The sequence below is a fragment of the Nocardia sp. NPDC006630 genome, from assembly GCF_040611495.1.
GTDB lineage: Bacteria > Actinomycetota > Actinomycetes > Mycobacteriales > Mycobacteriaceae > Nocardia.
Map to the genome: position 1 here is coordinate 495,887 of NZ_JBEXOK010000004.1, position 12,698 is coordinate 508,584.

Annotated in this window: 13 protein-coding genes; 12 read left to right on the forward strand and 1 reads right to left on the reverse strand. The window is 67.9% G+C overall.

The annotated features are described in order from the left end of the window. Window positions 1–27 precede the first annotated feature (27 nt). On the reverse strand, window positions 28–1,563 hold the full coding sequence (locus ABZX86_RS14040; RefSeq protein ID WP_355123424.1) for an MFS transporter: 1,536 nt from the start codon (window positions 1,561–1,563) through the stop codon (window positions 28–30). 174 nt (window positions 1,564–1,737) lie between these two features. On the opposite strand from ABZX86_RS14040, the gene ABZX86_RS14045 reads away from it, so the two are divergent. The 12 genes from ABZX86_RS14045 (at window position 1,738) to ABZX86_RS14100 (ending at window position 12,602) form a co-directional block, all read left to right on the forward strand. Further along, window positions 1,738–3,006, forward strand: coding sequence for a glutamate-5-semialdehyde dehydrogenase (locus ABZX86_RS14045; RefSeq protein WP_355123426.1), 1,269 nt, complete (start codon window positions 1,738–1,740; stop codon window positions 3,004–3,006). Window positions 3,007–3,031: 25 nt separating this feature from the next. Then, window positions 3,032–3,916 (forward strand): MoxR family ATPase, encoded by an 885-nt coding sequence (locus ABZX86_RS14050; RefSeq protein ID WP_297627443.1) that lies wholly within the window; start codon window positions 3,032–3,034, stop codon window positions 3,914–3,916. A gap of 4 nt (window positions 3,917–3,920) precedes the next feature. Next, on the forward strand, window positions 3,921–5,420 hold the full coding sequence (locus ABZX86_RS14055; protein WP_355123429.1) for a VWA domain-containing protein: 1,500 nt from the start codon (window positions 3,921–3,923) through the stop codon (window positions 5,418–5,420). Window positions 5,421–5,430: 10 nt separating this feature from the next. Continuing rightward, window positions 5,431–5,784: an MmcQ/YjbR family DNA-binding protein gene (locus tag ABZX86_RS14060; protein ID WP_355123431.1), complete on the forward strand. Its 354-nt coding sequence runs from the start codon at window positions 5,431–5,433 to the stop codon at window positions 5,782–5,784. Window positions 5,785–5,895: 111 nt separating this feature from the next. Next, window positions 5,896–6,078: a hypothetical protein gene (locus tag ABZX86_RS14065; protein WP_355123433.1), complete on the forward strand. Its 183-nt coding sequence runs from the start codon at window positions 5,896–5,898 to the stop codon at window positions 6,076–6,078. Window positions 6,079–6,111: 33 nt separating this feature from the next. Then, window positions 6,112–6,753 (forward strand): nicotinate-nucleotide adenylyltransferase, encoded by a 642-nt coding sequence (gene nadD / locus ABZX86_RS14070; protein WP_355123434.1) that lies wholly within the window; start codon window positions 6,112–6,114, stop codon window positions 6,751–6,753. After that, window positions 6,750–7,184 carry a ribosome silencing factor gene (rsfS, locus tag ABZX86_RS14075; RefSeq protein ID WP_355123436.1) on the forward strand — a complete coding sequence of 145 codons (435 nt, stop codon included), beginning with the start codon at window positions 6,750–6,752 and terminating at the stop codon, window positions 7,182–7,184. The genes nadD and rsfS overlap by 4 nt, the downstream gene beginning before the upstream one ends. Beyond that, complete coding sequence (locus tag ABZX86_RS14080; RefSeq protein WP_355123438.1) at window positions 7,184–7,843, forward strand: histidine phosphatase family protein; 660 nt, start codon at window positions 7,184–7,186, stop codon at window positions 7,841–7,843. The genes rsfS and ABZX86_RS14080 overlap by 1 nt, the downstream gene beginning before the upstream one ends. Then, window positions 7,833–8,705 carry a diglucosylglycerate octanoyltransferase gene (gene octT / locus ABZX86_RS14085; protein ID WP_355123440.1) on the forward strand — a complete coding sequence of 291 codons (873 nt, stop codon included), beginning with the start codon at window positions 7,833–7,835 and terminating at the stop codon, window positions 8,703–8,705. Before ABZX86_RS14080 ends, octT begins: the two co-directional genes overlap by 11 nt. Window positions 8,706–8,736: 31 nt before the next feature. Further along, window positions 8,737–9,579, forward strand: coding sequence for a DegV family protein (locus ABZX86_RS14090; protein ID WP_355123442.1), 843 nt, complete (start codon window positions 8,737–8,739; stop codon window positions 9,577–9,579). Between the two features lie 150 nt (window positions 9,580–9,729). After that, a complete protein-coding gene (locus ABZX86_RS14095) occupies window positions 9,730–10,935 on the forward strand; it encodes a helix-hairpin-helix domain-containing protein (RefSeq protein ID WP_355123444.1) in 1,206 nt (401 codons plus the stop codon). 209 nt (window positions 10,936–11,144) lie between these two features. Next, entirely contained in the window at window positions 11,145–12,602 is a 1,458-nt protein-coding gene (locus ABZX86_RS14100; protein ID WP_355123446.1) for a ComEC/Rec2 family competence protein, read from the forward strand. Window positions 12,603–12,698: the final 96 nt, after the last annotated feature.

Consider the following 12,698-nt stretch of genomic DNA (forward strand, 5'->3'; position numbering starts at 1 on the left):
TCGCCCGCGAGTTCAGGACCAGCGGGCCTACTCGGGTGTGTTCGGTGCTCTCGCTTCGCCGCTTCCCGGCACCACGTGGTCGGGCTCGAGAGGTGGGGCGCCGATGGCGCAGTGCACCTTGCACTGTGGGGCTGCCGACGGCGGGGCGGTGCTCAGCGCGTCGTCGCGAACGGTGAGGAAGGCGAGGACGGCGGCGGCGATCATGAGGGCGGCGCAGGTCAGCAGGGCCATGCGGAAGCCGTGTTCGAACTTCGAGGGGTTGGTGTAGGCGTCGCCGGTGAGGCCGGCCAGGGGCGGGATGGCCGCTACCGCAAGCAGTCCCGCCGCGCGGGCGACCGCATTGTTGACGCCGCTGGCGACGCCCGCGTGGCGTTCGTCGGCGGTGGCCAGGACCGTTGCGGTCAGCGGGGCCACCGCGAGGGTCAGGCCGATGCCGAAAACGATGGCGGCGGGCAGCACAACCCCGACATAGGAGGAGTGCGGCCCGATTCGAGTCATGAGCAGCATGCCCGCGGCGGCCAGCAGTACGCCCAGGGTGATCGGCTTGCGCGGTCCGATCCGCTGGGCCAGCGCGCCGGAGCGGGCCGAGAAGAAGAGCATCAGCACCGTGCCGGGCAGCATGGCGGTGCCCGCCGCGATCGGACTGAAACCGCCGACCACCTGCAGGGTGAGTACCAGCAGGAAGAACACCACGCTCATGGCGCCGTACATGACGAAGGTGACCGCATTGATCGCGGTGAACTGCTTGGAGCCGAACACATCCACCGGCACCATCGGCTGCGGCCCGTCGTCCCGGGCCGACCGCCGTCGCTCGACCAGGACGAAGACGACGCCCGCCACCACGCCGACTATCGCACTGCCCACGACCAGCGCCCGGCTGGAATCCTGCTCCGACATCATGGTGAGCGCATAGGTGATTCCGGCCAGGCACAGCGCCGCCATCGCCGCGCCCAGCACATCGAACCTGCCGTGCGCGTTGGCATCCCGGGTCTCGGGCACATGCCGCGCCGTGACCGCGACCACCACCGCCGCCAACGGAATATTCAGCAGGAACACCCAGCGCCACCCGGCGTACTCGACCAGCCACCCGCCCACGAACGGCCCGATGGCTCCGGCCACGCCGCCCAGACCCGACCACGCGCCGACTGCTCGCGCGCGATCCCCGGGCAGGAACGAGGCCTGAATGATCGCCAGCGATCCGGGCGTCAGCAATGCGCCGCCGACCCCTTGCAGGGCCCGAGCCGCGATGAGCATCGAAATATCCTGCGCCGCACCGCACAGCGCCGAGGCGATGGCGAACCACACCACCCCGATCAGGAACATCCGCCGGCGCCCGAACCGGTCCCCGAGCGCCCCGCCCAGCAGAATCAACCCCGCGAGGGTCAGGGCGTACGCATTGATCGTCCACTGCAGCCCGGCCATCGACGATCCGAACTCGTCGGCGATCTTGGGCAGCGCCACATTGACGACGGTCGCATCCAGCATCGCCATTCCGGATCCGAGGACGGTGGCCAGCAGAACCCAACGTCCGGCAGCTGAAGACAGCCTGATGCTCGCGGTCATCTCTGCACCGTATCCCGCCGGTGGGCGGTGGGTACTTCGATCGAATCCGGTGAGCCCTGCGGATTCCGGGGCCCCACTGCCGCGCATTGTTCCTTCCGGGTGATGATGCAATGGCGCGATAGCGTCACCGAACTCGCCGAATGGCCGGTCCGACTCGGAAAGTAGGCTGTACCCATGACAGCTTCGACCACCACTGAACTGGACAACGTCCGCGAGGTGGTGCACGCCGCGGCGCGCCGGGCCCGGGTGGCGTCGCGCACGCTCGCCCAGCTCACGACCGCACAGAAGGACGCCGCGCTGCACGCCGCGGCCGATGCGCTGCTCGCCGCCAAGGATCGGCTGCTGGCCGCCAATGGCGAGGACATCGAGATCGCGCGCGCCGGCGGCACCGCGGAGGCCCAGCTGGACCGGCTGCGGCTGACCGAACCCCGCATCGACGGGATCGCGTCGGGGTTGCGTCAGGTCGCGGGTCTGCCGGATCCGGTGGGCGATGTGGTGCGTGGTTCCACGCTGCCGAACGGCCTGGAAATCCGGCAGGTGCGGGTGCCGCTCGGCGTGGTCGGCATGGTGTACGAGGCGCGCCCGAATGTCACCGTCGATGCCTTCGGGCTGACGCTCAAGTCCGGTAATGCGGCGCTGCTGCGCGGTTCGTCCTCGGCGGTCCGATCCAATGTGGCGCTCGTGACGGTCCTGCGGGAAGCGCTTGCGGCGCAGGGGCTTCCGGAGGACGCCGTACAGCTGCTGCCCGCCGAGGATCGTTCCAGCGTCACGCATCTGATCCAGGCGCGCGGGCTGGTGGATGTGGTCATTCCGCGCGGCGGCGCGGGGCTCATCAATGCCGTGGTGCGCGACGCGCTGGTGCCGACCATCGAGACCGGTACCGGCAACTGCCATATCTTCGTGCACCGGGACGCCGATCTCGCGATGGCCGAAGCCATTCTGATCAATGCCAAGACCCGCCGCCCGAGCGTGTGCAATACCGCCGAGACGGTGCTCATCGACGCCGCCGTCGCCGAGACCGCGGTGCCGCGGCTGATCAAGGCCCTCGAGGACAAGGGCGTCACCATTCACGGTGACCTGCCCGGCCTGGTGCCCGCCACCGAGACCGACTGGGCCGACGAATACCTGTCCCTCGATATCGCGCTCAAGGTCGTCCCCGATCTGGATGCCGCGATCGAGCACATCAATCGGTGGGGCACCGGGCACACCGAAGCCATTGTCACCGGCGATCTGAAGGCCGCCCGCGAATTCACCGACCGGGTGGACGCCGCCGCCGTTATGGTCAACGCCTCCACCGCCTTCACCGACGGCGAACAATTCGGGTTCGGCGCGGAGATCGGCATCTCCACCCAGAAATTGCACGCCCGCGGCCCCATGGGCCTGCCGGAACTGACCTCCACCAAATGGATTGTGTGGGGCGACGGCCACATCCGGGCTGTCTAGAACATACGAAGAAAGGGCAGCACCCGTGGCTCCTACCGCAGCACCCATCCAGGAGCCGATCTTCTCGTCGGTCGACGATGTGATCGAGCGCCTCGCCGGAACCGGCTACCTGGCCGACAAGGCCACCGCCACTTCGGTTTTCCTCGCCGACCGGCTCGGCAAGCCGCTGCTCATCGAGGGCCCGGCCGGTGTCGGCAAGACCGAACTGTCCAAGGCCGTGGCCGAGGTGGCCGGCGCCGAACTGGTGCGCCTGCAGTGCTACGAGGGTGTGGACGAGGCGCGGGCCCTCTACGAGTGGAATCACGCCAAGCAGATCCTGCGCATTCAGGCCACCTCCGAAAACGATTGGGCGGAAACCAAAGCCGACGTTTTCACCGAGGAGTTCCTGCTCTCGCGGCCGCTGCTGACCGCCATCCGCCGCACCGAGCCGACCGTGTTGCTCATCGACGAAACCGATAAGGCCGACGTCGAGATCGAGGGCCTGCTGCTCGAGGTTTTGAGCGACTTCTCGGTCACCGTGCCGGAATTGGGCACCATCACCGCCACCCGCAAGCCGTTCGTGGTGCTGACCTCCAATGCCACCCGCGAGCTGTCGGAGGCACTGAAGCGCCGCTGCCTCTACCTGCACATCGACTTCCCGGACGAGGATCTCGAGCGCCGCATCCTGGCCAGCCGGGTGCCCGAGCTCAAGCCCGCCATGGCCGCCCAGCTGGTGCGGATCGTGCATGTGCTGCGCGGTATGCAGCTCAAGAAGCTACCGTCGGTCGCCGAATCCATCGACTGGGCAAGGACTTTGCTCGCCCTGGGCGTCAAGGATCTCGACGACAAGACCGTGCGCGCCACGCTCGGAGTGGTGCTCAAGCATCAGGCCGACCACGTGCGCGCCCAGTCCGAGCTGAAGCTGGCCTGAGGCCATGGCCGGCGGTGGATCGAACAAATCCCGCGGGCTGGTGTCCGCGGCCAAACGCGCCGTGATCGCGGGCGCACCCGGGAGCAAACCCGCCGCTGTGCCCGGGCCGGCCGCCGAGTACGGGATCTCCGGGCATCTGGTCGGTTTCGTGGAAGCCTTGCGCGCCAGGGGAATTCCGGTGGGGCCGTCCGAAACGGTGGATGCCGCACAGGTGATGACCGTGCTCGATCTGATGGATCGGGAGGCGCTGCGCGAGGGACTGGCCTGCGCGGTGCTGCGCCGCACCACCCAGCGCGCCACCTATGACGGGCTTTTCGATCTCTGGTTCCCGGCCGCGCTCGGTGAGCGTCTCGGGGCCGAGGAAGTCGAGATTCCGTACAAGCCGGACGGCGCGGTCGACATTATCGAACTGCGGAAGATGCTGGCGGAGTTGCTCGTTCAGAGTCCCTCGCCGGAGCAGGAACGGCAGCTGCAGGCGCTGGCCGCGCAGATGGTCGAGCAGATGGGGCAGTACCAGGGCGCCAGCGGGGAGTCCTTCTCCGCATACCAGGCGCTCAAGGATCTGCAGCCCGAGATTCTCGTCGCCAAGCTGATCGCCGGGCTTACCGCGGGTATGGACAATTCCGATTTCGATACCGAGGTCGCCCGCCGCACCGCGCGGCAGCGCATCAAATCGTTCCGCGGCACCGTCGAGGCCGAAACCCGGCGCCGGGTCGCCGAGCGCATCGGGCGCGAACGTGTCGCCACCTACGGCGTCGCCCGCCAAGCCGAGGACGCCGACTTCCTGCGCATCTCGCAGAACGAACTCGACGATCTGCGCCGCAGCAGTCAGCGCCTGGCCCGAATTCTGGCCTCGCGCCTGGCTTCTCGCCGTCGCCGCTCCCGCCGCGGGGAAATCGACCTGCGCAAGACACTGCGCAAATCCATGTCCACCGGTGGCGTACCCATCAATCTGATCACCCGCAAGCCCCGTCCGGGCCGTCCCGATCTGGTGCTCTTCTGCGATATCTCGGGCTCGGTGGCCGGATTCTCCAGCTTCACCATGGTGCTGGTGAACGCGCTGCGCGAACAGTTCTCCCGCGTCCGCATCTTCGCCTTCGTGGATCGCGCCGACGAGGTCACGCAGCTGTTCGACCCCACCACCCCGCTCGATCAAATAACGCGCCGCATCTTCACCGAAGCCGACGTCGTAGGCATCGAAGGCCACTCCGACTACGGTTCGGCCCTCGAGGGTTTCGCCGAGAAATTCCCCGACGCCATCACCAGCCGCACCTCCCTGCTCATCCTCGGCGACGCCCGCAACAACTACCGCGACCCCGCCCTGGCCACCCTCGAACAGCTGGTGAGCGTAGCGAAACACGCCTACTGGCTGAACCCGGAAGCCGAGAAAATGTGGGGCACAGGCGATTCCGCCGCCAAGAAATACGCCGAAATCATCGAAATGCACGAATGCCGCTCCGCCCGCCAGCTGACCGCCGTAGTAGGCCGCCTACTCCCCGTCTGAGGAGCATCCGATGGCAGAGTTCTTCAACGAAGACATCCTGGCCTACTGCCTCGCCAAACCCGGTGCCTGGCAAGACGAACCCTGGGAAGGCGACGTAGTCGCCAAAGTAGGCGACAAGGTCTTCGCCTTCCTCGGCAACGGCGAATCCATCGGCCTCAAACTCGGCCGCACCCGCGAGGAAGCCGACGAACTGGTAGCGGTCTACCCCGAAGACGTCACCCCGTCCTCCCATATCGGCCGCTTCGGCTGGAACAGGGTGAATATCGGCGGCAAAGTTCCCCTGGACGAACTGCACGAACTGATCGACGCCTCCTACGAAGCGATTCGCAACAAACTCCCCAAATCCAAGCGCCCACCGGTCTGAGCTGTGAATCCGCTGGTCACTACCAGCGGGCTTTAAGGAAACCGTAGGTTTCGGGCTCGACACTTAGGGAGTCGTCGAGGTTGTTCGGCGCATTGGTGTTTCGGAGCCGACATGATGCGAGAGTTCATTGCTTATCTGTTGATCGCGCTGGCGTTCGTCGCGCTCATGATGGGTGCGGGGACGCTGGTGGCACGGGCTGACACGCCGTCCGCGGGTGCCGGTGTGGCGGCGCACAGCGTTGTCGTGGCAGGGGTTTCGGGCGCGGTGGCGCCGAAGTGGACCGCCGCCGCGTAACACTGGGATTCGCCCCCGGTAAGCTCGTTTTTTGTGCATACGACAGGGCGCCGCAAGTTGGGGGTGATGGGCGGCACCTTCGACCCCATCCACCATGGACACCTGGTCGCGGCCAGTGAGGTTGCCGATCGGTTCGAGTTGGACGAGGTCCTGTTCGTTCCGACGGGCCAGCCGTGGCAGAAGGCCGACCGGTACGTGAGCCCCGCCGAGGACCGCTATCTGATGACGGTCATCGCGACCGCGTCGAATCCGAGCTTCTCCGTGAGCCGCGCCGATATCGAGCGCGGGAAGAAGACCTACACCGTCGATACCCTGCGTGAGCTGCGAGAACTATACGCGGACGCGGATCTGTACTTCATCACCGGTGCCGACGCGCTCGCCAGCATCCTCACCTGGCAGGATTGGGCGGAACTGTTCGAGCTGGCGAAATTCGTGGGAGTGACCCGGCCTGGGTATGAATTGAACATCGACCACCTGGCCGAACACCTCAGCGACTTCCCCGCTGACGCCATCACCATGATCGAGATCCCCGCACTGGCGATCTCCTCCAGTGAATGCCGGCGGCGGGCGAGCGAAGGCCGGCCGGTCTGGTACCTCGTCCCCGACGGGGTCGTGCAATACATATCCAAGCGGCACCTCTACGTGCCGGAAAGCAACGGGAAGGTAGCAGGGTGAGCGCAACCGTCGAAGCCGTGAAGATGGCTACGGTGGCCGCATTGGCGGCCGACGAGAAGCTGGCAACGGACGTAGTGATTCTGGACGTTTCGGAGCAGTTGGTGATCACCGATTGCTTCGTGATCGCCTCCGCGCCGAACGAGCGCCAGGTCAACGCGATCGTTGACAATATCGAGGACCGGCTCCGCGAAGCCGGGCACAAGCCGGTGCGTCGCGAGGGCACGCGCGAGGGCCGCTGGGCGCTGCTCGACTACACCGACATCGTCATCCACATCCAGCACAATGACGAGCGGGATTTCTACGGCCTCGATCGCCTGTGGAAGGACTGCCCGCAGGTGCCCGTCGAAGGACTCGACGATCAGCGCGCCAAGGCTCAGGCGACCGACACCGATGCTCTCGAGGCCGGAGACGACGAGGCCGGGGCCGAGTAGTGAGCAAGCTTGCCGGCGTCCGCCGGTTGATCCTGTTGCGCCACGGGCAAACCGAATGGAATGCCACCGACCGCATGCAGGGCCAGATCGACACCGAACTCAGTGAAGTCGGCCGGCGCCAGGCCAAGGATTGCGCACCCGAGATGGCGACCAGCGATGTCATCGCCATTGTCGCCTCGGATCTGCGGCGGGCTCACGACACCGCGCTCTGCGTCGGCGAACACGCGGGTCTCCCGGTTGTCACCGACACCCGGCTGCGCGAAACCGACCTCGGCCAGTGGGAGGGTCTGACCCACCACGAGGTCGACGCCATCTCCCCGGGCGCTCGCAAGGAATGGCGGCTCGACGCCACCTTCACCCCGCCCGGCGGCGAATCCAAACTGCAGGTCGGCGCTCGCGCGCTGCCCCTGGTGCAGGAATTGCTCACCGAGCGCACCGACTGGCCCGGCCGTACCATCATCCTGGTTGCGCACGGCGGGTTGATCGCAGCGCTGACCGCGGCGCTGCTCGAACTCCCGCCGGTGAACTGGCCGGCCCTGGGCGGGCTAGCCAACACCAGCTGGGTGCAGCTCACCAGCCACGGTCCGAGCATCGATCGGCCCGGCTGGCGCCTGGATGTGTGGAACGCACTGGCGAAGGTAGCTCCTGATGTCCTCTGATAATCCCGAACGGCAAGTCTCCGACGAACTGCTGCGGCAGGTCTCCGAGGGGACGAAGGTCCGGGCGGTGCCGGACACGCTTTTCGGCGCACCCGCGGCTGCGGAAAGCAGCGAGCCGGTCGAGGCCGAACCGGCTCAGCGGCCGGTGTTGCTGGTCATCGCCGACTCACTGTCCTACTTCGGGCCCAAGGGCGGACTGGCCGCGGACCATCCCCGCATCTGGCCGAATCTTGTTGCGGCCGAACTCGGCTGGGAGGTGGAGCTGGTCGCGCGCATCGGCTGGACCTGCCGGGATGCCTACTGGGCGCTCATCGGCGATCCGCGGGTCTGGGCGACCGTGCCGCGCGCCGGAGCCGTCGTATTCGCGACGGCCGGTATGGATTCGCTGCCCTCGCCGCTGCCGACCGCGCTGCGCGAGCTGATCCGTTATGTACGACCGTCTTCCGTGCGGCGGCAGGTGCGCAACGTCTACAACTGGGTGCAGCCCAAGCTTTCTCCGCTGGGCTGGCCGGTGGCGCTGCCGCCGGCGGTCAGCGTCGACTACCTCGAGCAGTCGCGAAATGCGCTGGCGGGGTTGCGACCCGAGCTGCCGATGATCGCGGTGCTGCCGTCCGTGCACCAGTGTGATGCGTACGCGCGTCACCACAGTGGGCGCGATCCCATGGTGCGGGCCGTGCAGGCCTGGGCCGACGAGAAGTCGATCCCGCTGGTGGATCTCGGTGAAGCCGTGTACGACAACGTCTTCAACGGTGAATCCAACCCGGACGGCATCCACTGGGGCTGGGAGGGCCACAGCGCCGTCGCCCGCGCCATGGTCAAGGTGCTCTCCGAGGTTTCCGCCCGCGAGGTCCGGACTGTATGAAAGGCGTTGTGCGCGAGGGGTCTGCCGGCCGATGACCGTGGTGGTTGTCACCGACTCGTCGGCCAGTCTGCCCGCCGATCTCGTCGCCGAACTGGGTGTGCTCGCGGTACCGCTGCACGTACTCGTGGACGACCGGGAAATCCGGGAGGGCATCGACGATTGCGATATCGACTACGGTTCCTCCACGGTCACCACCTCGGGCGCCTCGCCCGGTGATCTGAAGGCCGTGTACGAGCGGGCCTGGGAGCTGAGCGAGGGCGATGGTGTTGTCGCCGTGCATATTTCGCGGCAGCTCTCGGGTACGTGGGAGGCGGGCCGGCAGGCGATTCGCGATATGGACGCGGGGGACCGGGTGCGCCTGGTGGATTCGCTCAGCGCGGGGCTGGGTACCGGGCTGCCGGTGCTGGCCGCCGCACGCCGCGCGCGTGGCGGTGCGGTTCTGGATGTGGTGTACGACGCGGCGGTGGCCGCTGCCGCTCGTGGTCGCGCGTTCATCGTGGTCAATCGGACCGAACAGCTGCGGCGGGGCGGTCGGCTGAGTTCGGCTGCGGCATTTTTCGGTACCGAGCTGGTCACCAAGCCGATTCTGCAGATTGTCGAAGGCCGGCTGGAGTTGCGGGAGAAGGCGCGGACTCGGTCCAAGGCGTTCGCCAAACTTATTGCCGCAGCGGTGGATGCGGCGGGTGAGGACGGCGCCGCGGTCGCGGTTCAGCACCTCGGCGCCGAGGAGTCGGCCAATACCGTCGCGGCGCAGCTCCGCGATCTCATTCCGGGTATTCGCGAGCTCATCGTCGCCGAATTCGGTCCGACTCTCGGCGTGCATCTCGGGATGGGCGCTGTCGGGGCGCTGGTTGTTCCCGGCGGCTGCGGCTGATCAGCTGACGGTGCAGGTCAGCGCGATCTGCCGGTGCGGAGCGCCCGGGCGGAATCTGGTTGTTCACAACCACTTTCGTTATCCACAGGCTCGGCGAAAGCCCAGGTCGGCGTCGTCGGCCGAACTCGCTCCGGTCATACCGTGGGCCCCATGCCACGAACCGACGAACGTACCGAGGTCCGCCGCCGTCTCGGCGGCCTGTCCGAACCGTCCGGCGCCGGCCCGGAATTCAGCCCGGATGCGGCGCATCCGCCGCGCTGGGACGCGGAATCGCTCGATCCGCCGAGCTCGGCGCCTGCCTCGGCAGGTTGTCGCGCGGACGGGTTCGAGCACGATGCCGCCGACACCGAGCCGGAACCGCCGCGCGAATCGTCCACGCCCGCTTGGTTGTCGGAGCCATGCGGCAGCGTCTCACTGTGGCACGAGCGATTGGTGCCGGAACGCTTCCGGGGTACCAGATGGGATCCGGGCCCGCGCGGAGTGCTGATCCTCGCGGCCGTTGCGGCGCTCGTTGTCGTGCTGACGGCCCTGATGTCGTATCAAGAAAGGCCTGTGACACAGGCGGTTCCGCCGATTGCGGTGGCCGGGGAGAGCGCGGGGGCAGAGCCGGAGTCAGGGTCGGGAGAAGGTGCGGCAAATCCGGCACCGGGGGCCGCGTCGAAAAGCGCTGTGCCCAGTAGCGCTGCGCCTGGCAGTGCTGCGCCTGGTAACGCTGCGCCCGGCAGTGCTGCGCCCAATAGTGCTGTGCCCGCTGGCGTCGCGCCGACCGGCCGACCGAGTTTGCCTGGAGGGGCACCGATTCCGGAGGCATCCGCCGGTGACCGGGGACCTGCCGGCGTTGCGCCGACCGATATCAACGGACATCCGGCATCGTCCGGCGAACTTGTTGTCAGCGTTGTGGGTCTGGTCGAACACGGCGGTCTGCGCCGCTTCCCTTCCGGAGCCCGCATCGCCGATGCGATTCGAGCGGCCGCACCGCGCCCCGAAGCCGACCTGTCCGGCCTCAACCTCGCCCAGCACCTCTGCGACGGCGACCAACTCATCATCGGCCGCAACGGCCCCCGCCCGGGCCAGCAGCAGGTCGGCAGCACCGTCGTCAATGCTGCCGGACCCGCTCTCGCCACCGTGACCGCCTCAGGTTCACCCCGCCCCTCCGGTCCCGCCCCGAAGGTAAACCTCAATACCGCCACCGAAACCCAGCTCGACACCCTCCCCGGCGTAGGCCCCGTCACCGCCCGCGCCATCCTCACCTGGCGCACCACCCACGGCCGCTTCACCTCGGTCGACCAACTCGCCGAAATAGAAGGCATAGGCCCCTCCCGCCTCGCCCGCCTCCGCACCGCGGTGACCATATGACCGCCCAGCCGACTCGCTCACGGAGATCGCCTGAGGATCGGAGGCCGCCTGAGGATCGGAGGCCGGGGGAGGATCGGGGGCCGGTGGAGGTGCCCGAAGAGTTGGATGCGCGGTTGGTGCCTTCGACGGTGTGTTGTTGGGGGGCAACGATTGTTGCGGTGATTGTGGGGTGGCGGGTGGGGGTGGTGTTGGCGGTGGGGTGTGGGGTGGTGGCGGTTGGGTTGTGGGGGTTGGTGATTCGGCGGGCCGCGGGTGGGCGGAGTGCGCGGGGAGTGTGGGTGGTGCTGGCGGCGGTGGTTGTCGGGGCGGGGTTCGCGGCGGCGGGGGCCTGGCAGGAGTACCTGGTGGCGGGGCATCCGCTGCATGAGGTGGCGAGCGGGCGGCGGGTGTGGGTGCGAGCGGTGGCCTCGGATGATCCGAAGGCGCTGGCGGAGAAGCGGTTCGGTGGAAAGAAGGTTATGGTGCGGGCCGAGTTGGTGGAGTTTCGGGAAGGCGGGGACGTGGTTCGGGCCGGGGGAGCGGTGGTGGTGATGGCGCCGGAGGCGGGGTGGCGGGGGTTGTTGCCGGGGCAGGAGGTGGAATTTCGGGCGAAGGTGAGTCCGCCGTGGCGTTCGGATTTGACGGTGGCGGTATTGCGGGCGGACGGGCCGCCGGTATCGGTGGGGGAGCCGCCGTGGTGGCAGCGGATGGCGGGGCGGGTGCGCGGTCACTTTGCCGATGCGGCTCAGCGGGCGCTGCCCGATGATGCGGCGGGACTGCTGCCGGGTCTGGTCATCGGTGATACGTCGCGGCTGACCGAACGGGTGCGGGAGAACTTCGAGGAAACCGATCTGGCGCATCTGACGGCTGTCAGCGGTGCGAATATCACGATTCTCCTTGGGGCGGTGCTGGTTTCGATGCGGGCGCTGACCGTCGATCCGCGTGTGGGCGCGGTGGTGGCGGGACTTGCGCTGGTGATGTTCGTGATTCTGGCGCGGCCTTCGCCGAGCGTGCTGCGGGCGGCGGTCATGGGTGCGGTGGCGCTGCTCGCCCTGTGTACGGGCCGCCGGAAACAGGCGCTGCCCGCACTCTGCACGGCGATCATCGGATTGCTCGCATGGTCGCCCGCGCTGGCGGTGGATGTCGGATTCGCACTGTCGGTCCTGGCCACCGCCGGGCTGATCGTGCTCGCGCCCGGGTGGTCGGATTGGCTTCGGGCACACGGGTGGTGGCGCATTCCAGCGGACGGTCTCGCCGTCGCGGCGGCGGCATTCGTGGTCACCACGCCGGTCGTCATCGCCATGACCGGGCACCTCAGCCTGGTCGCCATAGGGGTGAATGTGCTGGTGGAACCGGTCATAGCGCCGATCACCGTGCTCGGCGCGCTGGGAGCGCTACTGGCCTGCCTCTGGGCACCGCCGGCCGCGTTCGTCCTGCACTGCACATCACCGCCACTGTGGTGGCTGCTCACCGTCGCAGATCGGGCAGCCGCACTCGGCGCCTCGGTCGCTCTACCCACCGGAATCCGCTCCGGCCTCATCACCGCAGTGCTGTGCGCCCTCCTGATCACGGCACTACGCCCGCGCTCGCACGGCACGACCATCGAGTCCGGTCCCGCAGTCGAGTCCGGCCCGGCGATCGAGTCCGACTCGGCGGGCCGGACACGATCGGGTCCGGCTGAGCGGTGACTCGGTCCGGCTGGGGCACCCTGGTCCCATCCGGCGGTGACTCGGTCGGGCGGGGGCGCTCTGGTTGCGTCGGGCGGTGACTCGGTCTTGGCGGGG